Below are 25,862 nucleotides of genomic sequence, written 5' to 3' on the forward strand. Positions count from 1 at the left end.
CCGTGACACAGTCCCCGCCCGTGTCCGGCGTCCCCGCGTTCCCCTCGCAGTCCCCGCGGGGGGCGCCCCCCCCCCCCGCGCCCCCCGGGGGGCGGCAGGAGACCGGGAACACCTCGAACGCCCGCCGCAAGGCAGCCGCGGACGGCCGCAATTCCAGCAAGGCCGCCACGTCGCGCAAGACCACGGGGGAGTTCGACGCCCGTCACCTGACCGACAGTCAGGTGGACGAGCTGCTCCACCGGTTGGTCGGCCCGCTGACGCGGATGCTGAGAACCGAATTCCGCCTCGACCGGGAGCGCGTCGGCAAACTGCGCGATCCACGACGCTGACCCGGACTCCCCCCGGTGGTCGGGAGCCCACCGACCCGAGGCGAAGACCACGACCGCAGACGAAAGGCCGCCCCCGATGACCAGCGATCTCGATCCGGGATCATCGATCTTCTTCACCCTGACCATCGACGGCGAGAGCCTGGGGTACTTCAACGGCTGCGAAGGACTGGCCTCCGAGGTGGAGGTCGAGCACCGCCAGGAGGGCGGCAACAACGGCTTCGTGTGGCACCTGCCCACCCGCGTCACGTACTCCACCATCCGGCTGACCCGGCCGCTGACCGCCGACACCGCGAACGTCGCCGCCTGGATCTCGTCCATCACCACCGGGGTCGAGCGGCCGACCGCCGAGATCGCCGCGCTGCGCGCCGACGGCTCGATCGTCGCCCGCTGGGGGCTCATGGACGTACTCCCGGTGCGCTGGCAGGGCCCGACGCTCGACCCGGCCGCTCCCGCCGTGGCCACGGAGGTCCTGGAGATCACACACCACGGCTTCACGGATGTGGAAGGGGAGTAGCGCCATGGCATCAGGCATGAGCAACAAGTTCGAGAAGGCCGGCAATGGTCTGGCCCAGGTCTTCGGGAGCCTGGTCCACGCCACGCTCGCGATCCACGAGCCGCCGCTCGGATACAGCACCACCCCGGGCGCGCTGATCAAGATGTTCGACTTCGAGTTCAACCCGTCGCAGCTCTCCATGGTCCGCCGGACCCAGTGGAAGGCCACCCCGACGGCCGCGCTGCGCGACGGAACCGTCCCGGAGTTCATGGGCCCCGAGCCCCGGCAGCTGACGGTCGAGGTCTTCCTCGACCGGTCCGACGACCCGGACAGCAACGACGTGATGAAGATGGTGGAGTCGCTGTTCCGCTGCTGCGAGGTGACGTCCCTCAGCATCGCGGCGAAGCAGCCGTCGACCCCGTGGGTGGTGTTCCAGTGGGGTTCGTTCAAGACCGCCAGGTTCACCGCCTACGTCGAGTCCGTGGAGGCCTCGTACACCCTTTTCGGCACGACGGGCATGCCGATCCGCGCCACCTGCCAGGTCCAGCTGCACGAGATCCCCTCCGAGACCGAGGGGCAGAACCCGACGTCCGGCGCGCTCACCGCCCGCCGGGTGCACCGGCTCGTCGCGGGCGACTCCCTGGAGTCGCTCGCCTGGCGGGAGTACGGCGACTCCACCGTCTGGCGCGCGATCGCCGAGGCCAACGGGATCGACGACCCCGCACGGCTCGCCCCGGGCACCGAGCTGATCCTCCCCGCGGTCGAGGAGGTGACCGCCTGATGCCGCCTCTCGCCTTTTCCAGCGTCATCGAGGTCAAGGTCGGTGGCGCCAAACTGACGAAGAAGGCAGCGGAGTTGCTGGTCGGCGTCACCGTGGACCTCGGCGCCGGGGTACCCGGCGCGTTCGAGATCCACTTCCGCGACCAGCGCAGGAAGGTGCTCGGCCTGGCGAACATCTCGATCGGCACCAAGATCATCCTGTCGCCCGTCGCCGACGGCAAGGGGGCCCAGGAGCCGCTGCTCACCGGCGAGGTCACCGCGCTGGAGACGGAGTACGACGGCACCGGCACCTTCACCGTCGTACGCGGCTACGACTACGGCCACCGCCTGCTGCGCAGGCGCCGGGTGGTCGGGTACCCCAAGATGACCGCCACCACGATCGTCAACAGCCTCGTCGGCGACGCGGGGATCGCGAAGGGCAGCGTCGAGGCGTCGGGCAGCGCCTACAAGTTCGTCACCCAGGACAACGTCACCGACTGGGACTTCATCGCCCGGCTCGCGGACGACAGCGACAAGGTGATGTACCTGGACCCGCACGGCAGGTTCCAGTTCGTCGGCCGCGAGAGCGCCGCCGGCGCGCCCTCCGAGGGCACGGACGGCGAGAAGAGCCCGATGGTGCTCCAGGCGGGCCACGACGTGAAGCGCTGCCGGGCCGCGGTCACCTCCGCCGACCAGGTCCCGAACACGGGGGCGCGCGGCTGGGACGTCGACGCGAAGAAGCCGCTCAGCTCGAAGACCAGCGCCAACGACAACTCCGGCTTCAAGATCGGTATCGAACCGAGCGGGGCCCGCAGGAAGTTCAAGGGCGGCGACCTGATCGAGACGAGCACCCCCTACGACGACATGGCGCAGGTCAAGCGGGCGGCGAAATCCCTGGCCGACGACGTGACCTCGGCCTTCGCCGAACTGGAGGTCACGGTACGGGGCAACCCCAAACTGCGCCCCGATGTGCCGGTGCTGCTCAAGGACGTCGGCCGGCCCTTCGAGGGCAAGTACACGGTGACCGGCGCCCGGCACGTCTTCGCGGCGGGCAGGCCCTACGAGACCCTGATGACCGTCAGCGGACGCCAGTGGCGTTCCCTGTACGGCCTCGCCTCCGGTGGTTCGAGCACCGCGCCGCGCCTGCCGTCCCTGGCCAACGCCAAGGTCACCGACGTGAAGGACCCGAAGAACCAGGGCCGGGTCAAGCTGAACTTCCCCTGGCTCGACGCGACCTACGTCAGCGACTGGACCAGGGTCGTGCAGCACGGCGGGGTGGACGGCGGCAGCATCATCCCGCTGGACGTCAACGACGAGGTGCTGGTCGGCTTCGACCGGGGGTCCCTGGACCATCCGTACGTCATCGGCGGCCTCTACAACGGCAAGGACGAACCGCGCCGCGACGACGTCGACCTCTACGACGGCCTCAGCGGCAAGGCGACCCGCCACACGCTGTCCGACCGGAAGTTCAACCGGCTCGACCTGCTCAGCGAGGCCAGCGGCAGACGGCGCAACGGAGTGCGGCTGAGCAGCGGTGACAACAACCTCGTCATCAACCTGGACCGTACGAAGACCGAGATCGTCGTGGACAGCAAAGGCACGGTCAGCATCAAGGGGACCAGGTCCGTGTCCGTCGAGGCGGGCACGGACCTCAGCCTCAAGGCGGGCGGCGCGATGACCCTGAACGCCGGGGGAGAGATGACCCTCCAGTCGGGCGGCGCCATGAACATCACCACGACGGCGATGTCGATCAACGCGCGCGCCGCGCTCAGTGTCTCCGCCGGGCTCGAGGCGAACATCAAGGCGGGCCTCGCGATGCAGCTCATGGCCGGGCCCAGCATCATGGCGAACGCCGAATCGATCATGCTGAACACCGGGGACCCCGCCACCGTCCTCGCCAATGGAGCGCCGGTCATCTGATGCCAGAACAATTCGTCGGCTCCGGCTGGTCCTTCCCGCTGCGCATCGGACCCACCGGCGGTGTCGCCCTGGTGAGCGGGGAGCGCGAGGTGGAGGAGGCCATGCACCTGGTGCTCGCCACCGCCCCCGGCGAGCGCCCCATGCGCCCGGAGTTCGGCTGCGCCATCCACGACATGGTCTTCGCGCCGGTCAACGAGGCCACCGCGGGCCGCATCCAGCACGAGGTGTTCACCAGCCTGGACCGCTGGGAGCCGCGCATCGAGGTACGGGAGGTGGAGGTGACCGCGGGCGACAGCCCCGGAGTGCTCTTCATCGACGTCCGTTACGAGATCCGTGGAACCAACAACCCGCGTAGCCTTGTCTTCCCGTTCTACGTCATCCCCTCACACGAAGATTCCGAGTCCCCGTCAGAGGACGGCGGACCGGCCACCGAAAGCGACCGCTGATGGCACTGCCCTCCCCGAACCTCGACGACCGGCGCTTCCAGCAGTTCGTCGACGACGCCAAGCGCTACATCCAGCAGCGCGCCCCGGAGTGGACCGACCACAACGTGTCCGACCCGGGCATCACCCTCGTGGAGACGGTCGCCCACCTCGCAGACCAGATCGTGTACCGGCTCAACCGGGTGCCCGAGAAGAACCATCTGGCCTTCCTCGACCTCGTCGGGATCACACTCTTCCCGCCGTCGGCCGCGCGCACCGATGTGACGTTCTGGCTCTCGGCGCCGCAGGAGGACCCCGTCCTGGTGCCCCTCGGCACCCAGACGGCCACCGTCCGCGCGGACGGCGACGAGCCCGTCGTCTTCAGCACCGAGCGCGAACTGACCATCGTGCCCAGCGCGTTGGCGCACCTCTCGGTGCAGAACAGCGGACGGCCCGTCGTCGACCGCGGTGCGGACGTCGCGGAGTCCAAGGACGTGCTCTGCTTCAGCGAGTCCCCGCAGGTGGGCGACTGCATGCTGCTGGGCCTGAGCGCGGCGGTCCCGCACTGCGCGGTCGCGCTGCGGCTCGACAGCCGGGTCGACGGTGTCGGTGTCGACCCCCGGCAGCCCCCGCTGGTGTGGGAGGCGTGGACCGCCGACGGCTGGGCCGAGTGCGAGATCGAGCGGGACACCACCGGCGGTCTGAACCGGCCGGGCGATGTCGTGCTGCACGTGCCCGGCGGCCACGTGCTCTCCCGCGCCGGGCGGCACGAGGCGGGCTGGCTGCGCTGCCGGGTCACCGCCCCCGCCGCCACGCAGCCCTTCTACACCACCTCGCCCACGGTGCGTTCCGCCGAGGCGTTCACTGTGGGCGGCACCGCCCCCACCGTCCACGCCGAGACCGTGTACGACGAGGCCCTCGGCGAGTCCACCGGGCTGCCCGGCCAGCGGGTGCGGCTCGCGAACGCCCCCATCGTCGGCGACCTGCCGCCGGTCCAGCTCCAGGCGGCCGAGTACGACGGCTGGACCGACTGGGACGTCGTGGCGCACTTCGCCGGCTCGGGCCCCCGGGACCGGCACATCACCGTCGACGCGGCCACCGGCGAGATAGCCTTCGGCCCCGCCGTGCGCGAGGCCGACGGGACGCTGCGCCAGTACGGCGCGGTGCCGGCCAAGGGCGCCGTGCTCAGGGCCCGCCGCTACCGCACCGGCGGCGGCCGCACCGGCAATGTCGCCAGGGGCGCCATCAGGACGCTGCGCGACTCGGTCCCGTACGTCACCGAGGTCATCAACCGGGAGGCCGCCCAGGGCGGAGTGGACGGCGAGACGGTGGAGGAGGCCAAGGCCCGCGCCCCGCTCACCCTGCGCGCCCAGGACCGCGCCGTGACCCTGCGCGACTACGAGGAACTCGCGCGGCACGCCGCCCCCGAGACCGCCCGCATCACCTGCCTGGAAGGCGACGAGGAGAAGCACGGCGCGTACGCGGTACGCGTCCTGGTGGTCCCGAGGGCCGTCCCCGACCCGGGCGGGCGGCTGCGCTTCGAGCAACTCGTCCCCGCCGACGCGCTGCTTGAGCGGATCACCGGCTACCTCGACCAGCGGCGCCTCATCGGCACCCGCCTCTCGGTGGGCCCTCCCTACTACCAGGGCGTCACCGTCGTCGCCACGCTGCACGCCTTCCGCGGCGCCGACGTGGACCGCGTACGGCGCGACGCGCACGACGCGCTCTACCGCCACCTCGACCCGCTCACCGGCGGGGCCGACGGCAACGGATGGCGCTTCGGCAGGCCCGTGCAGTCGGGCGAGGTCTTCGCGGTGCTCCAGCGCGTGCCGGGGGTCGAGCTGGTGGACGAGGTGCTGCTGCACCCGGCCGACCCGCTGACCGGCAAGCGCGGGGACAGGACCGAGCGGATCGACCTCGACCCGCCGTCCCTGGTGTTCTCCTACGACCACCACGTCCGGGTGATCGAGGGCCTGTCATGAGGGGCTCCGTCGACGGCCTCGCGAGCTCCTCGCCGCTCGGCACGATGCTGCCCGCCGTCTTCGCGGACGACGAGCTGATCCAGCGCTTCGTCGGCGGGCTCGACGAGGTGCTCGCGCCCTTCCTCAACGTCCTCGACTGCCTGGAGACGTACTTCACCCCCTCGCTGACGCCGGTCGACTTCGCCCGCTGGCTCGGCGACTGGGTCGGCGCGGAGACCGACGGCATCCCGGACGACGAGCCGTCGGGCGAGGCGCGGCTGCGCGCCGCGGTCGCCGCCGCCGTGAGCCTGCACCGAGCCAGGGGCACCCGCGACGGCCTGGCGGCGGCCGTACGGCTGGCCTTCGACGTCGAGCCGGAGATCAGCGAGAGCGGCGGCGCCGCCTGGAGCGCGCGGCCCCGCGGCCCCGTGCCAGGCGACCGGCGCCCGCACCTGCACGTCGCCATCCGTCTTCCCGTCCCGACGACCGCGGACGAAACCCGGCTCGATCACCTGGTGGCAGCCGCGCGCCCCGCCCACATGCCCTACACGGTCCAGGTGACCGCCGCGGAAAGGACCTACGAGACATGACCCCCAGTCAGGCACCCGGCGGCCAGGAGGACGACGGGCGGAGCCTGGCCTGCGACCAGTGCGGAACGCCACAGGACCCGGGCCAGACGTTCTGCGACACCTGCAACGCCGTGCTGCGCTGGAGCGCGAGTCCGGCGAAGCCGGCGCCGGCGCCGCCCGCGCAGTCCGGACCCGCGCCGTCGAGCCCGGCCCACGCCGATCCGGTGGCGTCGGGGCCGATACCGTCCGACCGCGCGCAGTCGGGGCCGATGCCGTCAGGGCCGATGCCGTCGGGTCCGATGCCGTCAGGGCCGGCGTACTCCCAGCCGATGCCGTCATCCTCCGCCCCGTCGGGGCCGATGCCGACCGGTCCGATGCCGTCGGGTTCGCCTGCCTACGGTTCGGCGTCGGTGCCGATGCCGCTGCCGGACGAGCAGCAGTCCGCGTACCCCCGCGACACCCGTGCCTCCTGGGCCGCGTCGCAGCGCCCCGCCACCCCTCCCGCCTACGACGCCGCGCCCGCCTACGGCTCCACGCCGGCCCAGGACTTCGACCCGGGCTACGCGGCTCACGGCCAGGGCGCGGCCCAGGACTTCGACCCCGGCTACGACCCCGAGGCCACGGCGACCGAGCCGCTGCCGCGCGCGGACGGCCACCCCGCCCAGGACCACTCCGGCGGGGAACAGCCGTGGCAGGGCGGGGAGTCCGCCGCGGACCGGGCCAGGGCCCTGCTCGTACCCGTCGACGATCCCCAGGCTCAGCAGGAGCGCTCGCAGTACGTCGCGCCGGTCCTGCCGGGGCGGCCCGAGCCGGTGCGCCCCGGGGTCAGGGCGCCGGGAGAAGCACAGATACAGGGCGGGATTCTCTGCCCCTGGTGCAGCACGCCCAACATGCCGGAGCGCCACTTCTGCTCCCGGTGCGCCATGCGCATGGCCGGGGGCGAGGACGAGGCGATACGTTCGTCGTGGTGGCGGCGGATGTTCGACCGCGACAACCGGGAGCAGCCCTGGGCCGGTGACCGTCCGCGCCTGCGCAGGCAGTTGGGGCGCATCTTCCGGTGGGTCGCCATGGCTGCGGTGGCCGCCCTGGTCGTCACGGGCCTGTTCCACGTCCCCCAGGGCTGGCGGGCGGCGCGCGACCACTTCTCCAAGCGGGCCTCGATCGCGCCGGACTCCTACCGGGCGTCCCACTCGTGGCCCCACCACGGCGCCAGCCTGGTCTTCGACAAGCTCAGCAACACCTACTGGGCGCCGGGCTACTCCGAGGCCGGGACGGGGGAGTGGGTGGAGGCCGACTTCTCCCAGCCGGTCGACATCCTGAACGTCGGCATCACGTCGGGCCAGTCCGCCCACGCCGAGACGCTCTCCAAGTCGGCGCTCCCGCACCGGATCGACGCGCGGGTCACCATGGACAACGGCAAGGTCGTCACGAAGCAGATCATCCTCGACCAGGTCGCCGGCTTCCAGGAGCGGTCCCTCCAGGTCCACGACGTGACGTCGGTCCGCTTCATCCTGAACACCGCCTACGGCATCAGCTCGAAGAAGCAGGTGGCCATCGCGGAGATCGAGCTCTTCGGCCCCTCGCAGGGCGGCAGCTGAGCGACGGACGGCCCGGAGTGCGGGCGCCTGTGGATCGGGCACTCGGGTGCGGGTGCCCGGGCGCGGGCGTGCGGGTGCGGCCGTTCCCGCGGACGGCCCGCGCGCCCCGCAGGCCCCGCAGGCCCCCGCTCCGAGAAGTGCGGAACGGCCCGGCCCGGGCGTACACCCGGGCCGGGCCGTTCTTCAGCGTTCAGGCAGCAAGCAGCAAGCAGCAGGCAGGAGAGCAGCGCGCAGGAGAGCAGCGCGCAGGTCAGGCCAGGGAGTCGAGCAGCGATCTGAGGAACGCCTCGGTCTCCTGCGGCGGGTTGGCCTCGGCACTCAGCCGGTCCATGATCAGCGAGTACTGGTCGATCTCTTCCTGCTTGTCCAGATAGACGGCGCCCGTGAGCTGCTCCAGGTAGACCTTGTCGGGCAGGTCGGGCTCCGCGAACCGCAGGAGGGTGACGGGCGTTCCCGCCGCGGCCAGCGCGCCCACGCTGAACGGGGCGATCTGGAGTGTGATGCCGGGACGTCGGGCCATCTCGATCAGGTGCAACAGCTGGGCGCGCATCACCTCGGGCCCGCCGAAGGGGCGGCGCAGCACGGCCTCGTCCAGTACGGCCCACAGCTTGGGCGCCTCCGGGAGGTCCAGCAGCTTCTGGCGCTCCAGCCGGAGTTCGACCAGCCGGTCGATCTTGGAGACGGTGGCGTCCGGGTAGCCGAGGCGGGTGACGACGCGGGCGTAGTCCGGCGTCTGGAGCAGGCCGGGCAGGAACTGGACCTCGTACGTACGGATCAGGGAGGCGGCCTCTTCCAGGCCGACGTGCAGCTCGAACCAGTCCTCAAGGACATCGTTGTACTGGTGCCACCAGCCGGGCATCCCGGCCTGCCGGGCCATCTCCGCGTACTCGGCGCGCTCGTCCTCGTCCAGGACCCGGTAGAGCGTCAACAGGTCGCTGATGTCCCGCTGTTTGAACCCGACCTGTCCGCGCTCCAGCCGGGTGATCTTGGCGTCGGAGGCCCGGATCGACCTTCCCGCCTCCACCCGCGTGATGTCGCGGTCCTGCCTCAGGCGGCGCAGCCGGGCTCCCAGCACGATACGCAGGGCCGTCGGGCCGATGCGGGGCTGGTCGAGGTAGCGCCTCAGCGAAGGCTGCTCGCCGCCCGGCTGCGGTATGGCGCTCATGACAACTCCCGTACGGGACGACACGGACATGGAGCCCCCAGTCTTCCACTCGGGGCCCGTCCTCGTACAGCGGGAGCGCGGGCCCCCGGCGACGGAAACTGACGGTATGTCACTCTCCGCGCCGGGCGCCCGGCCTGTGTTCACTTGGTGTGACGGTTTCCGCGGCGCGACGGTGCGCGCGTGGGGACCGCCCGCGCGTCAGGGCCGGTGGTCTTCGCCGGGTCAGGCCGTGAAGCCGTCGAACTCGCCGTCCTTCGCACCGGCGACGAACGCGGCCAGCTCGGCGCGCGTGTAGACGAGCGCGGGGCCCTGCGGGTGCCGGGAGTTGCGGACCGCGATGCCGCCGTCCGGCAGTGCGGCGACCTCGACACAGTTGCCGCCGGGCGCGCTGTGGCGGCTCTTCGTCCAGCTCACGTCCTTGATCAGATCGGCTCGCGTTCCGTTTTCGATCTGTCGCATTCCGCCCACTCCTGTTGCTTGTGCGTATGTCTGACCCGACATCGAACCCCCGAACGCAATTGCAGCTGCACTTGCGGAAGCAATTGCGCCACGAACGACTGTAATTGCAGATGCAGTTGCGGCGCCATCCTCTGTGGGGGGATAGTGGACACCGATCACCTGCACGTGACATGTGACTGCTCCCGGAGATCGCGATGACAACCCGCACGGCCGGACCGTCCATTCCTCTGCCGGCGGGGACGGTCGGCCGCCTGCTGGGGCGGGTGTCGCGCGACGCGTTCCCGTGCGACGACGAGGCGGGCATCCTTCCGGGCCGCTATCTGGCCAGAGCCCTGCCGGCCGACGGGCGCGCGGTGAGCGAGGCCCGCAGGTTCACCGGGTTCGCGCTCAGGGACTGGGCGCTCGGGCACCTGGCCGACAACGCCGCCCTCATCGTCTCCGAACTCCTCAGCAACGCCCTGCGCCACGGGCTCGCGGCGAACCCCGGGGCGCGCTCCGGCCAGCCGTCCGCCGTCTGGCTCGGGCTGCTCCAGCGGCGGGGCACCGTGCTGTTCGCCGTCTGCGACCACAGCAGCTCCGTGCCCGAACTCAGGGAGCCGGACTACTACGCCCAGTCGGGCCGGGGCCTGCACATCATCGAATGCCTCAGCGAGGCGTGGGGCTGGACCACCCCCGACACGGACGGCAAGGCCGTCTGGGCGGCCGTCTCGTGCCCCCGGGCCTCCGCCCGCGCCGGCGGGACGGGCACGGCCGCCGCCGCGACCCGGGAACCATGACACTCCATCGAACGGGCCCGGCCGCCGCCGCGACCCGGGAATCCTGACACCCCGTCGGACGGTCTAGGGTGCGGGCCATAGTCGGCTGCGAGAGAACGGGACTGCGATGCCGGACACGCCGGAATGGATGACGAGGGACGACCGCCGCGCACCGGTCGATCTGAAGACCGACCGGCCGCACGCGGCCCGGATCTACGACGCGCTGCTCGGCGGCAAGACCAACTACGCGCCCGACCGGGCGGCGGCGGGGAAGGTCGCCGCGAACATCCCGGCGGCGCAGGCGGCGGTGCGGATCAACCGCTCGTTCATGCACCGCGCGACGCGGTACCTGGCCGCCGAGGAGGGCGTCCGGCAGTTCCTCGACATCGGTACGGGCATACCGACGTCGCCCAACCTGCACGAGGTCGCGCAGGCCGCCGCCCCCGACAGCCGGGTCGTGTACGTGGACAACGACCCGATCGTGCTCGCGCATTCACGGGCCCTGCACAGCAGTGACCCGGCGGGCAGCACCGCCTACATCGAGGCGGACGCGGGCGATCCCGAGGGCGTTCTGGCCACGCCGCACCTGCGCGAGACCCTGGACTTCGAGCGGCCCATCGCCGTGAGCATGTGCCTGCTCCTGCACTGGCTGCCGGCGACACAGGACCCGTACGCGGTGGTACGGCGCCTGCTGGCCGAACTGGTTCCTGGCAGCAGGCTGGTGATCACGCACCTGGCGAGCGACATCGACCCGACCGGGGTGAGCGGCCTGGAGTCGGCGCTCGCCTCCTCCGGCACGGCGGTGAAGGCGCGGAACAAGGACGAGGTGGCCAGGTTCTTCGACGGCCTCGTGCTGGCGGAGCCGGGGCTCGTCGTACCGCAGCGCTGGCGGCCCGAGCAGGTGGCCCAGGACATCGGCGATCCGGACGCGGGGATTGCGGACGACGCGGTCCCGCTGTGGGCGGGCGTCGCCGCGAAGACCGCCTGAGGCGCGGAAGAGCCCCGGGGCGCCGCTCGTCCGGGCCCCCGTTCGCGGCCGGGACGCTCTCGCTCGTTCAGGCGACATCCGGCGGCGCGCACAGCAGCGCGTACGCGGTCGCGACGAAGGCGTCCCGCAGACGGAAGCGGCGGGTACAGACCGCCGCCAGCGCGGTGTCCGTGCCGGGCGCGAAGCCGAGGAACGCCTGCTGACCGCTGGTGGCACCGGCGTGGAAGTACACCGGGCCACCGTCGCTCTCGTGCCGGAACCAGGTCAGGCTGTGCACGTCCCGGTGGCCCCGGCCGCGCCGCAGGACCGGGCGCCGCACCGACAGCAGGGCGTCCTCCAGCGGCGAGTCCGCGGGCCGCAGATGCGCCTCGACGAAGGTGAGCAGGTCCCCCGGGGTGGCCCGGACGGCGCCCGCGGCCTTGAAGCCGCCGATGAGCAGGGGCGGCGTGACGGTCTCGCCGTCCGCCCTGTGCCCCGTCGCGTCCACCGCACTGCCGTCGGCCCGGGGCGCCGTGGGGGCGAGGGCCGTACCGCGGAGCCCGAGGGGCGCCAGGACCTGCTCGGTGAGCAGGGTCTCCCAGGGCGTCGATGTGGCCGCGGCGAGCGCCTGCCCGAGCGTGGCCACACCGAAGTTGGAGTAGCGCCAGCGGGTGCCCGGCCGGTGCCGGGGGCGGGCCCGCAGGAAGGCGGCGGTGACCCGCTCGGCCGGGTAGTGCGCGTACGGGTTGTCCCGCCAGTCGCGCAGCGCCCCCGGGTAGAAGTCCGCGGGCAGCGGGGGCAGGCCCGCCGTGTGGGTGATGAGGTGCGTGAGCGTGATGGGGTGCGGGCCCGGGCGCCGTCCCGGAGCGAGGTGGGCCACCGCGGGATCGCCCGCGCTCACCGCGCCGTCCCGCAGCAACTGGGCGAGCAGCAGCCCCGCGTACGGCTTGGAGGCCGACCCGGCCTCGTAGCGCACCAGGTCGCGCGGGGTGGGCGGGGGCTGCGCCGTGCCGCCGCAGCGGATGGTGCGGCGTCCGTGGCGCGCGTACGCGACGACCACGTCGGGGGCGTCCATCGCGCGGATCGCCGCGTCCAGCGCGGCCGTCGGCCCGGGGCCGGCCGGACCGGCGGACGCGGCAGGCCCGTCCGGATCACCCGGATCATCCGGAGGGCCCGGGAACTGGGCCTGGGCCGGGGCCTGCGCCGCCTGGGTCGTGTTCCGCGGCGGCGTGCCGTACGGAGCGCTCACCGCGCAGCCCCGCCCGCCGCGGCGCTGCCGGACAGTGCAGCCATGGCGCGCGACGTGGCGAGGATCGAGGCGAAGGCGGCGACCAGCGTCGGGTGGTAGACCACGTCGAAGACCCCGTCGGGGTCGCCCTGCGGCATGGTCCGCAGCGCGGGCATCGCGCCGTCCGGCTGCTGGGCCGCGGCGAAGCCCCGCCAGGCACGGGCGTCGAGCGTCGCCTCCGGCAGGCAGGCGTCGACCACCAGCAGCTCGCCCAGCAGGTCCCAGCGCTCCAGGTCCAGCCAGTCGTCCAGCCAGGCCGGCAGCCAGGCGGTCAGGTAGTCGGCGAGGCCCTCGGGCAGGCCGTCCGGGTCCCGGCCCCACTCGGTGAGGTGGAAGACGGTGTGCGTGATGTCGTACGCGATGTGGCCCTCGACCGTCCACGGCTCGGGCCGCGCCGCCAGCCAGGTGCGCCGCAGGTCCGCCGCCAGGGCGGCCGTCCGGGACGCCGCCCGGGACGGCGCCCCGGGCTCGTCGGTACGCGCAGGAGGCTCGGGACGCTCGGGGCGCTCAGAGGCCGTCAGCGCCGCGTACCGGTCCTGGAACGCGGTGAGGCCGAGCCTGCGGACCGGTTTGACCTCGAACGCGGCCCAGCTGTCGAGCCGTTGGTTCAGTCGTACGGCCCGCTCGACGGCGGGGTCGGCGTATCCCAGCTCCCGGAACGGGAGGTAGACCTCGAACGGGATCGGCGAGATCGGCTCGATCAGCTGCCCCCGTACCAGCATGTGCCCGCTGTCCAGCCCTTCGTGCCAGACATGGTCGAGCAGCCGCCGTACGAGCTCCGACTCGCGCGACCCGGACACGCCCTCCCGGAACAGCACCGCGCCGATCAGCGCCAGTTCGCCGATCGGCTTGAACCGTTCGAGGAAACCGGTCTCGGGGTCGACGTCGGGATCGAGGCGGAAGTCGTCGCGGTGCGCGTACAGCCACTCGACCGCCCGCGCGCCCACACCGTGCACGAGCGCGGTGTCCGCCCGCTCATTGGTCGCCGTGCCGGGCCCGGTGCCGACCGTGCCGGCTCCCGCCCCGGTGCCGCTCGCCGGTGTGCCGTCCGTCATGCCGGGCCTCCCTTGCCGCCGTGCGCGCTGCCGTGCGCCCTGCCGAGCGTCAGCGCGGCGGCGAAGGCGGCCATCAGTGTGGAGTGGTAGCAGGCGGTGAAGTCCCGCCGCACGGCGCGGCCGACCGCGCCGGGGCCCGTCTCGGGCAGCGCGCCGGCCTCGTCCTGCGCCGCGGCGAGCGCCGACCAGGCGCCCTTCAGCGTCTCCGCGCGCGGCCGCTCGGGCAACGAGGCCGCCACGGCGAGCAGTTCGCACGCCAGGTCCCACTGGTCGTCCTCCACGCAGGAGTCGAGCCAGGCAGGCAGCCAGGCGGTGAGATAGGCCGCGACGTCGGCGGGGACTCCGGCCGGGTCGCCGCCCCAGTCGGTGAGGTGGAACACCACATGCGTCAGGGTGTATCCGGAGGCCGACTCGAACGTCCACGGCTCGGGCAGGCCGCCGAGCCAGGTCGCCCGCAGCGCCTCCGCCACCGGCCGGTGCGGCGGGAAGCCCACCCTGCGCTCGGAGTTGAGCAGACCGAGCCGCCGGTTCGGCTGCTGCTCCGTCAGCCGCCAGCTGCGCGTGCGGACCGTGGTGGCGGCCAGGTCCTCGAACCCGGTGTGCCGCAGGCCGGCGGACGCGAAGGCGGCATACACCTCGACGGCGTACGTACTGAAGGGCTCAAGGCGCAGCAGGTCGTGGAAGACGTCGCCGTCCCGCGTCAGCCGCCAGGCGTACCGCAGCAGGTCGGAAGCGGTGGTGTGCAGCCGGTCGCCGGGCGTCGTGGCCCGGCGCACCGACACGCACACCTGGGCCAGTTCGCCGAGCGGCTTCCAGGTGCGGTTCACATCGCCGTGCAGGGCGAGGGCGTCCTCGCCGAGCCGGAAGTGCGCCCGGTGCTCCGAGGTCCAGCGCAGGGCCGCCTCGCCGACGTCGCGCACATCGGACGCCGATGGGGCCCTGGCGGGCGCCGTCACACCCCGGCCCTTGCGCGAAGGGCCTGGGCCACATGCGTGTGCAGCGCGACGCGCGCGTCGCCCGCGCCCATCTGCGCCACGAATTCGAGGCCCGCGTCCAGGCCGAGTGTGTCCGGGACACCGTCCACGACGGCGAGCCAGCGGCCCGTACCGGCCGCCTGGAGCCAGTCGCGCCGCCGTACGGCCCTCACGAAGCCGCGCGCCACGTCCAGGGGCCTGCGGGCGGCGACCCGCGCGACCCCGGAGCCGGAGCCGGGCACGGCAAGCGCGGCGAGCACCGCGAGCTGGTGGCCCAGTGTCTGCCAGGGGGCGCCGTCCAGCCAGTCGGTGGCGGGCTCGGTGCCGCCGCCCGCCGGACGCTCTCCGGGCGCGCGCTCCGGCGACAGGGCCGAACGGGTGAAGGCGTCCGCGGTGTCCGCGGTATCCATGGTGCCCGCGGTGTTCACCGCGTCCGTGGTGTCCGCGAGCCGCAGAAGTGTGTTCGTCATCGCCCAGTGGCTCCAGGCCGACACGGCCGACGCGTCGGAGCCGGGCGGAAAGACCGTGACGGCCTGCTGGAACAGGGTCAGGTCGCTGTCGTCGGCGGGCCTGCCGAGCAGCACGCTCGGCAGCAGGACGTCGGACCCCAGCACACGGACCGCCGCGAGTCCCAGGCCGTCGTCGTGCCCGATTCCCGCACCGCCGCACACACCGCCGACGTGGTCCCCGCTCCTGAGAGCGGAGACCACCTCGAACGCGAGGTCCTGCACCGCACCCGCGAGGCGGGTGGAGGTACCGGGCTGCTCGGTCATGTGACTTCCGTCAGCTCTTCTTCGGCCGCGGTGTCGGAGGCGAAAGCAGGAGGCCTCCCGAGCCGCCCGCCAGGGCCAGTGCCGCGCATTCGCGCGAGTCGCGGAAGACGCCGCCTGCTTCGAGTGGATTGAGGGCCGCTTCGAGGTCCGTGTCCTGAAGCTCAGTGAGTTCTCGGGTCACGGGGTCGACGGAAGCCATCCCCACCATCCCCTTTCGATTGACGAAGTGCGCTTGCGTTACCCATCACAACACACACGCGCATATGGGGCAAAAGCGTCAAGAACGCCTGAAACACTGCACAGTGCAGAGTTCAGGGATCAGAGTGTGCAGGCACACTTTCCGCACCCCGGCCGACGCCGCGGGCCGGGCGGCGCACAGGCAGGGCGCGGGGGGCCCCCGGGGGGGGGCCGCCCGCCGCCGTCAGCCGATCTCGGAGCCGGTCGCCGTCAGCGCGTCGGGCACGGGCTGGAAGTAAGTCTCCCCGCCCGACGTGCAGTTGCCGCTGCCACCGGAGGTCAGTCCCAGCGCCGTGGAGCCGTCGAAGAGGGGGCCGCCGCTGTCGCCGGGCTCCGCGCACACCGAGGTCTTGATGAGGCCGCTGACCGTGCCCTCCTGGTAGTTCACCGTGGCGTCCAGGCCGGTCACCTCGCCGGTGTGGGTCTTGGTGGTGCTGCCGCTGCGCTCCACGCTCTGCCCGACCAGCGCGGACCCCGCCTTCGTGATCGGCTGCGCCGTGCCGTCGTAGAGGTCCACCTCGCTCGGATGCGCGACGCTGGTGTCCGTGTACTTGACCAGCGAGTAGTCGTGCGTGGGGAAGGTCGCCGTCTCCGTCTGCGCGACCTGCGCACCGCCCTCCTTGTCCGACCACGAACTGACGGCCTTGCCGCAGTGGCCCGCCGTCAGGAAGTACGGGGCGCCGTCCTTGACGACGTTGAAGCCGAGCGAGCAGCGGGCGTCGGAGCCCCAGATGGCGTCGCCGCCCGAGAGGAACAACGACAGTTCGCCCGGGGTGCGTTCGAGGACGGCGCGGGCGCCCAGATCGTCGACGACCTTGTTCAGGCGGGCGAGCCGGTCGTCGTCCACCGTCCGGTCCGCGGTCACCACGACCTTGTCCGCCTTCGGGTCGATGACCCAGGACGTGCCGGCCATCGTGGCCTTCGTCCGCAGTGTGGTGGCGGCGGCCCGCAGGTCCGCCAGCGAGTTCGACACCAGCCGGGGCGTCGCGCCCCCGGCCCGTACGGTGTCGGCCGCGGACTCGCTGAGGACGTTGACCACGAGCCTGCGGTGTGCCGAGTCGTAGAACGAACCCTGCGAAGTGTCGTCGAAGCGGGCCGCCAGCGAGCCCGCCGAGGCGGCCGACATGCCCTCGGGGCCCGGCGGCGCGGGGGCGGCCGGCCGGGCCAGGGCCGGAGTGGTGGCGGCGAGGACGGCGGCGGTGGCGGCCAGTGCGAGGGCGCCGGCGCCGGTCAGCCGGGCGGTCCGCGTGGAGGCGTGTCTGTACTGCAACTCAGAGCCCTTCGAAGGAGGCGGGTCGGAGGTTCGGCACGGACACCCGGGACGGACAAGACGTTCCGAGTCGCGTCCGCGCCCGGTTGCGTCGACTAGTTCCCGCCCTGTCCTGCGACAGGTGTGTTCCGCGCCGATTTCGCACGTGTGGGTAGCACGTTCCCGCCAACCGGCCGCTCCGCCGCGCCGTCGCCCCCGATCCGCTCTACGGGCGGTGACCGCCGCCGCTCGCTGTGCACTCCATGGGAGCAGCGCCCGCGCCGCCCTGCCCGCCGTCCGGGTGAAGCGGGCGGCTCCGGCAGCCCCTCAGCGGCGCGCCCCCGACACCGGCGGCTCCTGCGCGTACTCGGCGTGCGCGGTGTCGTGGAAGGCGCGGCGTACGGCGGAGATGCCCTCGCCCGACCGGGTCGGGTGGACCCGGTTCGTCAGCAGCACCGCGTACAGGCCCTCCACCGGATCGACCCACAGGCTGGTGCCCGTGAAGCCCGTATGCCCGTACGAGGCCGGGCCGAAGGCGGTGCCGACCGGCGAGCCCACCGGGTCGAGGCCCTGCCAGGCGAGGCATCTGCGCAGCCCGAGGCCGTCCGTGTGCGGGGCCGTCATCCGTGCGTACGTGTCCGGGCGCAGCAGCGCGCGGGCGCCGCCGGCCAGCGATGCGCCCAGCCGTTCCATGTCGTCGAGCGGCGCGAACAGGCCCGCGTGGCCGCAGACGCCGCCGAGCACCACCGCGTTCTCGTCGTGCACCTCACCCACGACCACCCGGTCGCGCCAGGGGCAGTCCTCGGTGGCGACGGCGCGGGCGCGGCCTGCCGCGTCCGGATTGAAGCCGGTCGCGGACAGGGAGAGCGGCGCGCACACCGCCTCGTCCACCAGGGCGTCCAGCGGTGTGCCGGACGCCGCCTCGGCGATCAGGCCGAGCAGCATGAAGCCCTGCGAGGAGTACGTGACGCGGGTATCCGGCGGGCCGGTCAGCGGCAGGGTGCCGAGCGCGGCGAGCAGGGACTCCCGGGTGGGGTGGTCGCGGTACATCGGCACACCGCCGGGCAACCCCGAGGTGTGGGCGAGCAGTTGCGTGACGGTGAGCGGCGCCTTGTCCGTCGCGGCGTACCGCGGGAGGTGGTCGCCGACGGTGTCCGTGAGGGACAGCAGGCCCCGGTCGGCGAGGGCCAGCACGGCGAGGCCCACCACCGGCTTCGTCACCGAGGCGAGGTCCCACAGGTCGGTGCCGTCGAGCGGGACACCGCCGGGCCCGCCGTCGGCCGCACCGCCGCCGGGATGGGCGCGCGTGCCCGTCCAGCCGCGGTCGAGCACCGCGTCCGCCGTGCCCACCGACCAGGCGGCGCCGGAGAACACCCGCGCCGCGCGGGCCTCTTCGAGGATCGTCCGCAGCGCGCTCACATCCGGCCCCCGTCCCGTCCCGTGGGCACCACGCCGAGGCGCGGCCGTCCGCCGAGGCCCGCCGACACCGTGCGCGCCGCCGCCCGCACCATCGGGCCGAAGACCTCCACGGCCGCGTCGTCCAGCGCGAACGTCAGCCCCCGCACCGCGATCGCGCCCACCACCCGGCCCTCCCCGTCGAGCACGGGGGCCGCCGCGGCCCGCGCGTCGTCCTCCTCCCACTCGTCGTCCAGCGCGTATCCGAGCCGCACGGCCTCGGCCAGGGCGGCCCGGACCGCGAGGGGTTCGTTCGGGGCGGGCGCGGACGCGTCCAGCAGGCCGGCCGCCTCCTCGGCGGGCAGCGCCGAGAGCATCGCGAGGCCCGCCGCGGTGCGGTGCAGCGGGGCCCGGCCGCCGGGGCGGGTGCCCATCCGGTATTCGCGGGCGGGCTCGGACAGTTCGAGGAAGACGGCGTCACCCGCGTCGCGCACCGCGTAGTACGCGAGGAGGCCGGTGCGCTGCCGCAGGTCGGCGAGGACGGGGCGGGCGAGCCGCAGGTCCTCGCCCGCGTCCAGCGCGGCGGCCGCGAGGCCGAGCAGGCGGGGGCCTGGCCGGTAGCTGCCGCCCTCGGCGGGCTGCGCGAAACCGTGCTCGGCCATGGTGCGCAGATGGCGGTGGACCGTCGGCTTCGTCAGTCCCGTACGCCGGGCGAGCTCTGCCAGGCGGTGTGGGCCGCCGCCCCCTTCGACCAGGGCTTCGAGCACCTCCATCGCCTTGTCGACCGGACCCTTGACGGGCTCCTGTGCGGTGCGGCGGGTGTTGACCGGTTTCCCCATGTCGCTTAGCTTAACCCAACCGCATTCCATCTGACGGAACGGATGTGCTGTTCAATGGAACGAATACGTCAGGGGCGGGCGCGCCGCGACGGACCGCCCCGCCGCGACGTGCTGCGTCTCGGAGCCCTCGCCGTGCCGGCTCTGGCCGCGCCCGCCCTGCTCACGGGGTGCGGCGCCGACCCCGCGAGCGACGTCGGCAACGTCCTGCGGCTCTCCCAGACCGGCGACCCCAAGACGATGGACCCGCAGAAGCAGGGCGACATGACGTCGATGAACGCCCTGGTGAACATCTTCGACACGCTCACCGTGCGCGGCCTCGACGGGAAGCTGCACCCCGGGCTCGCCCTCACCTGGACGGTCACGTCACCGCTGACCTGGCGCTTCACACTGCGTCCCGGGGTGAGGTTCCACAACGGGGAGCCCTGCGACGCGGCGGCGGTCAAGTTCAGCATCGAGCGGCTGCTCGACCCGGCCACCAAGTCGCCCATCGTCGAGCTGCGTTACGTCAAGAGCGTGTCCGTCGTCGACGACCACACCGTCGACCTGCACACCTCCCTGCACGACCCGATCATCCCCGAGAAGGTCTCGCTGTTCGGCGGGGTCGCCGTGCCGCCCCGCTACCTCGCCCGCGTCGGCGACAGCGGATTCGCCCAGCACCCCGTGGGCACGGGCCCCTTCACCTTCGTCAGCTGGCAGCGCGACCACGAACTGCGCCTGCGGGCGAACCCCGCCTACTGGGCCGGCCGCCCCAAGGCCGACGAACTCGTCTTCACCCCCGCGCCCAACGCCTCGTCCTCGCTCGCCGCCCTCCAGAGCGGCGGTGTCGACCTCGTCACCGGCCTCACCCCGGACGCCGCCCAGCAGTTGGACGGATACACCGGGATCGTCCTCGACAGCTACACCGGCATCCGCACCTCCTACCTCTCCCTCAACACACTCGACAAGGGCCCGCTGAGCGACAAGCGGGTGCGCCAGGCGCTCAACCACGCCGTGGACGTACCGCTGCTCATCAAGGCCGTCCTCGGCGGCAAGGCCAGCGAGGTGCCCGCGATGATCCCGCGCGGCGCCTTCGGGTTCGACCCCTCCCTCAAGCCGTTCACCCGCTCCGTCGCCACCGCCCGCAAACTGCTCGCGGAGGCCGGATACCCGCACGGCTTCTCCACCAGCCTCACCGCCTCCAACATCGACTCCAACGTCGCGGAGGCCCTCTCCGGCCTGCTGGCGCGCGCGGGGATCGACGCCAAGGTCGAGCTCCTCGACCCCGGCACCTACGCGGACCGGCTGACCTCGAACGACCACGGCGCTCTCGGCCCCATGTACCTGGCCGCGAGCACCGTATGGACCCTGGACGGCGAGAGCATGATCCAGTCGAACGTACGCAGCGACCGCAGGCAGAGCCGCTGGCACAGCAAGGAGGCCGACCGGCTCGTCGACATCGAGGAGCTGGCCGTGGAACCGGACAAGCGCCGGCGCGCCTTCTCCGACCTCCAGCGGCTGATGCTGGACGAGGCGCCCTTCGTCTCCCTCTACCAGATCGACAACATCTTCGCCCGCAACCACCGGCCGCACTGGAGGCCGGGACCCGCGGGCGTCCTCGCCATGGCGAGCGCGGAGGTCTCCCGATGACCGACCTGACGCTCCGTCAAAACCCCTCGCCCAAAACGCGGGAGGGCTCCGGCGCCCGGCGCGGCGACGGCGGCCGGGTGGCCCGCCTCGTACTCACCCGCCTCGGCACCGCGCTGCTCGTCCTGCTGTGCACCGCCACCGTCTCGTTCTTCCTCGTACGGCTCTCGGGCGACCCGGTCAAACTGCTGCTGCCGCCCGACGCGAGCGCCCACCAGGAAGCCACCCTGCGCGCGAGCCTCGGCCTGAACCGGCCGCTGATCACGCAGTACCTGGACTACCTGTGGGGCCTGCCCCGCCTCGACTTCGGCACCTCCCTCTTCTACAACGAGCCCGTCAGCCACGTCCTCGCCGACCGGCTGCCCGCGACCCTCGAACTCGCCGCGGGAGCCATCGTGGTGACCCTGGTGGTCGCCGTGCCCGCGGGCATCTTCGCCGCGATGCGCCGGGGCCGCGCCTCCGACCGGGGCGTGATGGCCGGCGTGCTGCTCGGCCAGTCCACCCCGCCGTTCTGGGTCGGCATCCTGCTCATCCTGGTCTTCGCCGTCGGCCTGCACGCGCTGCCCGCCTCCGGGTACGGCACCTTCGCCAACCTCGTCCTGCCGTCGGTGACCCTCGCCGTGTACTCCGTCGCCGTCGTGGCCCGCCTGCTGCGGTCCTCGCTGATCGACGTGCTCTCCTCCGACCACATCCGCACCGCGCGCGCCAAGGGGTTCGGGCCGCTCAAGACCGTCTTCGTGCACGGGCTGCGCAACGCGTCCCTGCCCGTCGTCACCGTCGTCGGCCTGGAGGTCGGCAGCCTGCTCGGCGGCGCCATCCTCACCGAACAGGTCTTCTCCTGGCCCGGCGTGGGACAGCTGACCATCGAGGCCATCTCCAACCGCGACTTCCCGCTCGTGCAGGCCACCGTCATGTTCTTCGCCGCCGTGTTCGTCGTGGTGAACCTGCTCGTCGACCTCTCCTACAGCCTCCTCGACCCGAGGGTGAGGGCGTCCCGATGACCGTCACATCCCCCACCGCCACCACCGAGGCACCGCCCGGCGCGGCCCGGCAGCGCTCCACCCGGGCCGTCGCCGTACGCACCCTGCTGCGCAACAAGCTGGCGGTCGCCGCACTCGCCGTCCTCGCGATCATGCTGATCGCGGCCCTGTTCGCGCCGCTGATCGCGCCGGACGACCCCAACACGCAGGACCTGCTGATGCGGCTGAGGCCGCCCGCCTGGGAGCACGGCGGCAGCAGCGCACACCTGCTGGGCACCGACCAGCTCGGCCGCGACATGCTCTCCCGCGTCATCTACGGCACCCGGGTCTCGCTCCTCGTCGGCGCCAGCGCCGCGCTCCTCGCCGGGGTGGTCGGCACCCTCGTCGGCCTGGCCTCCGGCTTCCTCGGCGGCTGGGTCGACAAGGTGCTGATGCGCCTCGCCGACGTCCAGCTCGCCTTCCCCGCCATCCTGCTGGCGCTGGCCATCGTCGGCTTCCTCGGCTCGGGCCTGTGGTACGTGATCCTCGTGCTGGGCTTCACCGGCTGGGTGTCGTACGCCCGTGTCGTACGGTCCGAGGTGCTGTCGCTGCGCTCGCGCGACTTCGTCACCGAGGCGCGGGCCATCGGCGCCACCGGGCCCGCGATCATGCGCAGGCACCTGCTGCCCAACGTCATGGCGCCGCTGGCCACCATCGGCACGCTGCACATCGCGGCGGCCATCGTCGCCGAGGCGTCGCTGAGCTACCTCGGCCTCGGCGTGCCGAAGGAGACCGTCACCTGGGGCTCCATGCTCGCCGACGGACAGCTCTACCTCGGCACGTCGTGGTGGGTCGCCGTCTTCCCCGGCGTCGCGCTGATGCTCACCTCGCTCGCCGTCAACATCACTGGAGACGCCCTGCGGGACGTCGCTGACCCGAAGGCGTACCGCCGATGACCACACCCCGAGCAACGCCCGGTCCTGCGGCCGGCCGGGAGCCCGTGCTGTCCGTCGAGGACCTCAGCGTCGACTTCCGCCTCGACTCCGCCGTCGTGCACGCCGTACGCGGTGTCAGCTGGCAGGTCGCGGCGGGCGAGACGCTCGCCGTGGTGGGGGAGTCCGGCAGCGGCAAGACCGCGAGTGCGCTGTCCGTGCTGCGCCTCAACCCCGAACCGCCCTGCGTGTACGCGGGCGGCCGGGTCCTCTTCGCCGGAGAGGACCTGCTCACCTGCGGCGAGAAGCGCCTCGGCCGGATCAGGGGCGGCGCGGTCTCCATGGTCTTCCAGGACCCGATGACCAGCCTCGATCCGCTGCAACGGGTCGGCACGCAGGTCGCCGAGGTGCTGCGGCACCACAGGGGCGCCTCCCGGGCCGAGGCCCGCGAGGAGGCCCTGGCCGCGCTCGACGAGGTCGGCATCCCCGACCCGGCCCGCCGCTATCGCCAGTACCCGCACGAGCTCTCCGGCGGCCTGCGGCAGCGCGTGATGATCGCCGCCGCCCTGGTGAGCCGCCCGAAGGTGCTCATCGCGGACGAGCCGACGACGGCGCTCGACGTCACCGTGCAGCGCCAGATCCTGGACCTGCTGGTCGAGTTGCAGGCCCGGCACGGCATGGCGGTGGTGCTGATCACGCACGACCTCGGGGTGGTCGCCCAGACCGCGGACCGGGTCGTCGTCATGAACCGCGGGGAGGTCGTCGAGACCGGCGACGTCCTCGACGTCTTCGAACGTCCCGCGGACCCGTACACACGGGCGTTGCTCGCCGCGACGCCGCGATTGGAGCGGACGGCATGAGCGGTGTGGTGGAAGGGAGCGGCATCGCGGAAGGGAGCGGCGCCGCGGCAAGGGGCGGCACCCCGCTGCTGGAACTCAGCGGCCTGCGCAAGGAGTTCGGCGGCGGACGGCGCGGCGGCGGAGTAGCCGCCGTGGACGGTGTGTCGCTGAGCGTCCACGAGGGCGAGACGCTCGCCCTGGTGGGCGAGTCGGGCTGCGGCAAGACCACACTGACCCGGCTGCTGCTGCGGCTGACCGAACCCACCGCGGGCACCGTGTCCTTCGACGGGCGCGACCTCGCCGGCCTGACGCCGGGTGAACTGCGCGGCGTACGGCGCCAGATGCAGGTCGTACTCCAGGACCCGTACTCCAGCATGAACCCCCGGCTGCGGATCGCCGACATCGTCGCCGAGCCGCTCGTCACCCACGACCCGGCGATGCGCGGCCGGCGCGGCGGCGCACCCGCCCGCCTGCGGGAACGGGTCGGCGAACTCCTGGAGTCGGTGGGCCTCGACGCGGGCATCCGCGACCGCTACCCGCACGAGTTCTCCGGCGGACAGCGCCAGCGCATCTCCATCGCCCGCGCCCTCGCGCTCTCGCCCCGCCTCGTCGTCCTGGACGAGCCGACCAGCGCGCTCGACGTGTCGGTCCAGGCGGCCGTCCTCGACCTGCTCGCCGCGCTCCAGCGCGAGCACGGCCTCACCTATGTGTTCGTCTCGCACAACCTCGCCGTCGTAGCGCAGGTCGCCGACCGGGTCGCCGTGATGCGCGCGGGCCGCCTGGTCGAGGTGGGGGACGCGGCGTCCGTGTTCGGCTCGCCCCGCGACCCGTACACCCGCGAACTGCTCGACGCGGTCCCGGACCCGGACCCGCGCCGGGCCAGGCAGCGGCGCGCGGCGGCCGGGGGCGCGAGCGGCACGGTGACCCGGTGAGCCACCCGGGAGCACCTGCCCTGCGCGGAACCCCGCCTGCGGCGCGGCGCTCGGAGGCGGCGCGGAGGGCGGACGCGGCCTGGCGCACGGACGCGGCGTGGCGCACGGATGCGGCCGGGGCGCGCGCCTCCGCCCGGCCGGCCCGTCCCGGCTACAGGTGGGACAGCACCAGCCCCGCGCCGCCCAGCAGCGCGATGTCGTCCACCGCCGCGTCGGCGACCACCACCGTCGGCCGCTCCGCGCCGGACGCCGCGACGTCCCGGCGCAGCCGCCCCTCCAGCAGCGAGCGGAAGTGCTCGCCGCCCTCCCTGGCCTCCCCGTGCAGGACGAAGAGGCCGGGCGCGAAGAGCTGCTGGACGTTCACAAGACCCAGCACCAGGTTCTCCGCGTACTCCGCCACCAGCGCCCGCGCCCGGTCGTCGTCGCGCGCCACCAGCGAGCGCAGCCCCGCGCCGGCGCCGAGGCCGAGCGCCGCGGCCCGCGCCCTGAGCCAGCGCGTCGTCGCCACCGTCTTCCAGCAGCCGGTGTTCCCGCACGTGCAGCGCTCGTCACCGGCCGTCACCGTCATGTGCGCGCCGCTGCGCCCGCCCTGGGGGGCCAGCACCTCGCCCTCGTACAGGATGCCGACGCCAAGGACCTCGCCCGTGGACACCGAGGCGAACGTCCGCCGGCCCCGGCCGGGACCGAACCACCGGTCGCCGAGCACCTGGAGGCGGGCCCGGTGCTCCACCCGCACCGGCACGCCGCTGAGCGCGCCGAGGCGGTCCTTGACCGGATACCCGTGCAGCGCCGGTACGTCGTTGACCTCGACGATCAGACCGGCCGCCGGGTCCACGATGCCGGCCGCCGCGACCCCGATCCCGGCCGGCGTGCGCGCCGCGAACACCCGCGCCGCCTCCGCCAGGGCCATGTCCACCGCCTCCCGGCCCGGCGCGTTTGGCGGGTACGCCGCCTCCGCCCGCTCCAGCACGCGCCCGGACATGCTCAGCACCGCCGCCCGCACCCGGCCGGGCACCAGTTCCACGGCGCCCAGCGTCCGCGCCGGCGGGGAGGCCGGCGCCTCGACCCGGGGCTCGACCAACCGCAACCGCGTAGTTCTCTGCGCCATGCGGCGAACTCTGCCACGTCAGCGTTTCCTGGAGACAGCACTGTGAGTCAACGAAATATGTCCGAGCTGCCCTGGCGCGAGGCCCGCGCCGCGGGAGCAGCCGGTGTCACCCTCCTGCCCATCGGGTCGCAGGAGCAGCACGCAGCCCATCTGCCGCTCGGCACCGACGCCCTCCTGGTGGAGGCCGTCGTGGACCGCGCCCGGCCCCCCCCCGGGGGGCCCCGGGGGGGGGGGGGGCCCGCGCGCGGGGGGGGGGGCCGGG

26 protein-coding genes and 1 pseudogene are annotated in these 25,862 nt (G+C 73.2%); 16 read left to right on the forward strand and 11 right to left on the reverse strand.

Annotated features, from left to right (window positions below):
- The 8 genes and pseudogenes from LCE31_RS15410 to LCE31_RS15445 form a co-directional block, all read left to right on the forward strand.
- Positions 1-329: pseudogene (locus LCE31_RS15410) on the forward strand (hypothetical protein); the annotation flags it as partial.
- Between the two features lie 76 nt (positions 330-405).
- Positions 406-843 carry a phage tail protein gene (locus tag LCE31_RS15415; RefSeq protein WP_225014826.1) on the forward strand — a complete coding sequence of 146 codons (438 nt, stop codon included), beginning with the start codon at positions 406-408 and terminating at the stop codon, positions 841-843.
- 16 nt (positions 844-859) lie between these two features.
- Positions 860-1,603 carry a CIS tube protein gene (locus tag LCE31_RS15420; RefSeq protein WP_225014851.1) on the forward strand — a complete coding sequence of 248 codons (744 nt, stop codon included), beginning with the start codon at positions 860-862 and terminating at the stop codon, positions 1,601-1,603.
- Entirely contained in the window at positions 1,603-3,501 is a 1,899-nt protein-coding gene (locus LCE31_RS15425; RefSeq protein ID WP_225014827.1) for a VgrG-related protein, read from the forward strand. The genes LCE31_RS15420 and LCE31_RS15425 overlap by 1 nt, the downstream gene beginning before the upstream one ends.
- Positions 3,501-3,947: a GPW/gp25 family protein gene (locus LCE31_RS15430; protein WP_225014828.1), complete on the forward strand. Its 447-nt coding sequence runs from the start codon at positions 3,501-3,503 to the stop codon at positions 3,945-3,947. Before LCE31_RS15425 ends, LCE31_RS15430 begins: the two co-directional genes overlap by 1 nt.
- A complete protein-coding gene (locus tag LCE31_RS15435) occupies positions 3,947-5,905 on the forward strand; it encodes a putative baseplate assembly protein (RefSeq protein WP_225014829.1) in 1,959 nt (652 codons plus the stop codon). Before LCE31_RS15430 ends, LCE31_RS15435 begins: the two co-directional genes overlap by 1 nt.
- Complete coding sequence (locus tag LCE31_RS15440; protein WP_225014830.1) at positions 5,902-6,474, forward strand: phage tail protein; 573 nt, start codon at positions 5,902-5,904, stop codon at positions 6,472-6,474. Before LCE31_RS15435 ends, LCE31_RS15440 begins: the two co-directional genes overlap by 4 nt.
- The gene (locus tag LCE31_RS15445) at positions 6,471-8,051 is read left to right on the forward strand and encodes a discoidin domain-containing protein (RefSeq protein ID WP_225014831.1); all 1,581 of its coding nucleotides are present in this window, start codon (positions 6,471-6,473) and stop codon (positions 8,049-8,051) included. Before LCE31_RS15440 ends, LCE31_RS15445 begins: the two co-directional genes overlap by 4 nt.
- Positions 8,052-8,301: 250 nt before the next feature.
- On the opposite strand, the gene LCE31_RS15450 is transcribed toward LCE31_RS15445, so the two are convergent.
- Complete coding sequence (locus LCE31_RS15450; RefSeq protein WP_225014832.1) at positions 8,302-9,216, reverse strand: DUF5753 domain-containing protein; 915 nt, start codon at positions 9,214-9,216, stop codon at positions 8,302-8,304.
- Between the two features lie 222 nt (positions 9,217-9,438).
- A complete protein-coding gene (locus tag LCE31_RS15455) occupies positions 9,439-9,675 on the reverse strand; it encodes a DUF397 domain-containing protein (protein WP_225014833.1) in 237 nt (78 codons plus the stop codon).
- 194 nt (positions 9,676-9,869) lie between these two features.
- Here LCE31_RS15455 and LCE31_RS15460 point away from each other — a divergent pair, with 194 nt between their 5' ends.
- Positions 9,870-10,451: an ATP-binding protein gene (locus LCE31_RS15460; RefSeq protein ID WP_225014834.1), complete on the forward strand. Its 582-nt coding sequence runs from the start codon at positions 9,870-9,872 to the stop codon at positions 10,449-10,451.
- Positions 10,452-10,578: 127 nt separating this feature from the next.
- Entirely contained in the window at positions 10,579-11,418 is an 840-nt protein-coding gene (locus tag LCE31_RS15465; protein ID WP_225014835.1) for an SAM-dependent methyltransferase, read from the forward strand.
- A gap of 67 nt (positions 11,419-11,485) precedes the next feature.
- On the opposite strand, the gene LCE31_RS15470 is transcribed toward LCE31_RS15465, so the two are convergent.
- The 8 genes from LCE31_RS15470 to LCE31_RS15505 all read right to left on the reverse strand — a co-directional run bounded on the left by LCE31_RS15470 (position 11,486) and on the right by LCE31_RS15505 (position 19,207).
- On the reverse strand, positions 11,486-12,646 hold the full coding sequence (locus LCE31_RS15470; protein ID WP_225014836.1) for a serine hydrolase domain-containing protein: 1,161 nt from the start codon (positions 12,644-12,646) through the stop codon (positions 11,486-11,488).
- Complete coding sequence (locus tag LCE31_RS15475) at positions 12,643-13,740, reverse strand: DUF6895 family protein (RefSeq protein WP_225014837.1); 1,098 nt, start codon at positions 13,738-13,740, stop codon at positions 12,643-12,645. Before LCE31_RS15475 ends, LCE31_RS15470 begins: the two co-directional genes overlap by 4 nt.
- Complete coding sequence (locus LCE31_RS15480) at positions 13,737-14,696, reverse strand: DUF6895 family protein (RefSeq protein WP_225014838.1); 960 nt, start codon at positions 14,694-14,696, stop codon at positions 13,737-13,739. Before LCE31_RS15480 ends, LCE31_RS15475 begins: the two co-directional genes overlap by 4 nt.
- The gene (locus LCE31_RS15485) at positions 14,693-15,487 is read right to left on the reverse strand and encodes a hypothetical protein (protein WP_225014839.1); all 795 of its coding nucleotides are present in this window, start codon (positions 15,485-15,487) and stop codon (positions 14,693-14,695) included. Before LCE31_RS15485 ends, LCE31_RS15480 begins: the two co-directional genes overlap by 4 nt.
- 10 nt (positions 15,488-15,497) lie before the next feature.
- Positions 15,498-15,686, reverse strand: a complete 189-nt coding sequence (locus LCE31_RS15490) for a hypothetical protein (protein WP_225014840.1) — start codon at positions 15,684-15,686, stop codon at positions 15,498-15,500.
- Positions 15,687-15,908: 222 nt separating this feature from the next.
- On the reverse strand, positions 15,909-16,994 hold the full coding sequence (locus LCE31_RS15495) for a S1 family peptidase (RefSeq protein WP_225014841.1): 1,086 nt from the start codon (positions 16,992-16,994) through the stop codon (positions 15,909-15,911).
- 306 nt (positions 16,995-17,300) lie between these two features.
- Positions 17,301-18,392: a serine hydrolase domain-containing protein gene (locus LCE31_RS15500; protein ID WP_225014842.1), complete on the reverse strand. Its 1,092-nt coding sequence runs from the start codon at positions 18,390-18,392 to the stop codon at positions 17,301-17,303.
- Entirely contained in the window at positions 18,389-19,207 is an 819-nt protein-coding gene (locus tag LCE31_RS15505) for an IclR family transcriptional regulator (RefSeq protein ID WP_225014843.1), read from the reverse strand. The genes LCE31_RS15500 and LCE31_RS15505 overlap by 4 nt, the downstream gene beginning before the upstream one ends.
- Positions 19,208-19,261: 54 nt before the next feature.
- Here LCE31_RS15505 and LCE31_RS15510 point away from each other — a divergent pair, with 54 nt between their 5' ends.
- The 5 genes from LCE31_RS15510 to LCE31_RS15530 are packed head-to-tail and all read left to right on the forward strand — an operon-like array spanning position 19,262 to position 24,492.
- Positions 19,262-20,833, forward strand: coding sequence for an ABC transporter substrate-binding protein (locus tag LCE31_RS15510; protein WP_225014844.1), 1,572 nt, complete (start codon positions 19,262-19,264; stop codon positions 20,831-20,833).
- On the forward strand, positions 20,830-21,831 hold the full coding sequence (locus LCE31_RS15515; protein ID WP_225014845.1) for an ABC transporter permease: 1,002 nt from the start codon (positions 20,830-20,832) through the stop codon (positions 21,829-21,831). Before LCE31_RS15510 ends, LCE31_RS15515 begins: the two co-directional genes overlap by 4 nt.
- The gene (locus LCE31_RS15520; protein WP_225014846.1) at positions 21,828-22,745 is read left to right on the forward strand and encodes an ABC transporter permease; all 918 of its coding nucleotides are present in this window, start codon (positions 21,828-21,830) and stop codon (positions 22,743-22,745) included. The genes LCE31_RS15515 and LCE31_RS15520 overlap by 4 nt, the downstream gene beginning before the upstream one ends.
- A complete protein-coding gene (locus LCE31_RS15525; RefSeq protein ID WP_225014847.1) occupies positions 22,742-23,581 on the forward strand; it encodes an ATP-binding cassette domain-containing protein in 840 nt (279 codons plus the stop codon). Before LCE31_RS15520 ends, LCE31_RS15525 begins: the two co-directional genes overlap by 4 nt.
- Positions 23,578-24,492 carry an ATP-binding cassette domain-containing protein gene (locus LCE31_RS15530; protein ID WP_225014848.1) on the forward strand — a complete coding sequence of 305 codons (915 nt, stop codon included), beginning with the start codon at positions 23,578-23,580 and terminating at the stop codon, positions 24,490-24,492. The genes LCE31_RS15525 and LCE31_RS15530 overlap by 4 nt, the downstream gene beginning before the upstream one ends.
- A gap of 151 nt (positions 24,493-24,643) precedes the next feature.
- On the opposite strand, the gene LCE31_RS15535 is transcribed toward LCE31_RS15530, so the two are convergent.
- Positions 24,644-25,600 (reverse strand): ROK family protein, encoded by a 957-nt coding sequence (locus LCE31_RS15535; RefSeq protein ID WP_225014849.1) that lies wholly within the window; start codon positions 25,598-25,600, stop codon positions 24,644-24,646.
- A 57-nt stretch (positions 25,601-25,657) separates the two neighbouring features.
- Here LCE31_RS15535 and LCE31_RS15540 point away from each other — a divergent pair.
- Positions 25,658-25,862: creatininase family protein (locus LCE31_RS15540; protein WP_263631883.1), on the forward strand; the 205-nt coding region annotated here is incomplete at its 3' end.

Origin of the sequence: Streptomyces sp. 8L (assembly GCF_020176795.1) — a bacterium.
Lineage (GTDB): Bacteria > Actinomycetota > Actinomycetes > Streptomycetales > Streptomycetaceae > Streptomyces.

Excerpts from the sequence above, each read along its gene's own strand:
- LCE31_RS15505 (WP_225014843.1), bottom strand. The coding sequence starts at position 19,207 with ATGGGGAAACCGGTCAACACCCGCCGCACCGCACAGGAGCCCGTCAAG.
- LCE31_RS15430 (WP_225014828.1), top strand. The coding sequence starts at position 3,501 with ATGCCAGAACAATTCGTCGGCTCCGGCTGGTCCTTCCCGCTGCGCATC.
- LCE31_RS15415 (WP_225014826.1), top strand. The coding sequence starts at position 406 with ATGACCAGCGATCTCGATCCGGGATCATCGATCTTCTTCACCCTGACC.
- LCE31_RS15525 (WP_225014847.1), top strand. The coding sequence starts at position 22,742 with ATGACCACACCCCGAGCAACGCCCGGTCCTGCGGCCGGCCGGGAGCCC.
- LCE31_RS15515 (WP_225014845.1), top strand. The coding sequence starts at position 20,830 with ATGACCGACCTGACGCTCCGTCAAAACCCCTCGCCCAAAACGCGGGAG.
- LCE31_RS15535 (WP_225014849.1), bottom strand. The coding sequence starts at position 25,600 with ATGGCGCAGAGAACTACGCGGTTGCGGTTGGTCGAGCCCCGGGTCGAG.
- LCE31_RS15520 (WP_225014846.1), top strand. The coding sequence starts at position 21,828 with ATGACCGTCACATCCCCCACCGCCACCACCGAGGCACCGCCCGGCGCG.
- LCE31_RS15435 (WP_225014829.1), top strand. The coding sequence starts at position 3,947 with ATGGCACTGCCCTCCCCGAACCTCGACGACCGGCGCTTCCAGCAGTTC.
- LCE31_RS15450 (WP_225014832.1), bottom strand. The coding sequence starts at position 9,216 with ATGAGCGCCATACCGCAGCCGGGCGGCGAGCAGCCTTCGCTGAGGCGC.
- LCE31_RS15455 (WP_225014833.1), bottom strand. The coding sequence starts at position 9,675 with ATGCGACAGATCGAAAACGGAACGCGAGCCGATCTGATCAAGGACGTG.
- LCE31_RS15465 (WP_225014835.1), top strand. The coding sequence starts at position 10,579 with ATGACGAGGGACGACCGCCGCGCACCGGTCGATCTGAAGACCGACCGG.
- LCE31_RS15425 (WP_225014827.1), top strand. The coding sequence starts at position 1,603 with ATGCCGCCTCTCGCCTTTTCCAGCGTCATCGAGGTCAAGGTCGGTGGC.
- LCE31_RS15510 (WP_225014844.1), top strand. The coding sequence starts at position 19,262 with ATGGAACGAATACGTCAGGGGCGGGCGCGCCGCGACGGACCGCCCCGC.
- LCE31_RS15530 (WP_225014848.1), top strand. The coding sequence starts at position 23,578 with ATGAGCGGTGTGGTGGAAGGGAGCGGCATCGCGGAAGGGAGCGGCGCC.
- LCE31_RS15460 (WP_225014834.1), top strand. The coding sequence starts at position 9,870 with ATGACAACCCGCACGGCCGGACCGTCCATTCCTCTGCCGGCGGGGACG.
- LCE31_RS15485 (WP_225014839.1), bottom strand. The coding sequence starts at position 15,487 with ATGACCGAGCAGCCCGGTACCTCCACCCGCCTCGCGGGTGCGGTGCAG.
- LCE31_RS15490 (WP_225014840.1), bottom strand. The coding sequence starts at position 15,686 with ATGGCTTCCGTCGACCCCGTGACCCGAGAACTCACTGAGCTTCAGGAC.
- LCE31_RS15445 (WP_225014831.1), top strand. The coding sequence starts at position 6,471 with ATGACCCCCAGTCAGGCACCCGGCGGCCAGGAGGACGACGGGCGGAGC.
- LCE31_RS15440 (WP_225014830.1), top strand. The coding sequence starts at position 5,902 with ATGAGGGGCTCCGTCGACGGCCTCGCGAGCTCCTCGCCGCTCGGCACG.
- LCE31_RS15475 (WP_225014837.1), bottom strand. The coding sequence starts at position 13,740 with ATGACGGACGGCACACCGGCGAGCGGCACCGGGGCGGGAGCCGGCACG.
- LCE31_RS15420 (WP_225014851.1), top strand. The coding sequence starts at position 860 with ATGAGCAACAAGTTCGAGAAGGCCGGCAATGGTCTGGCCCAGGTCTTC.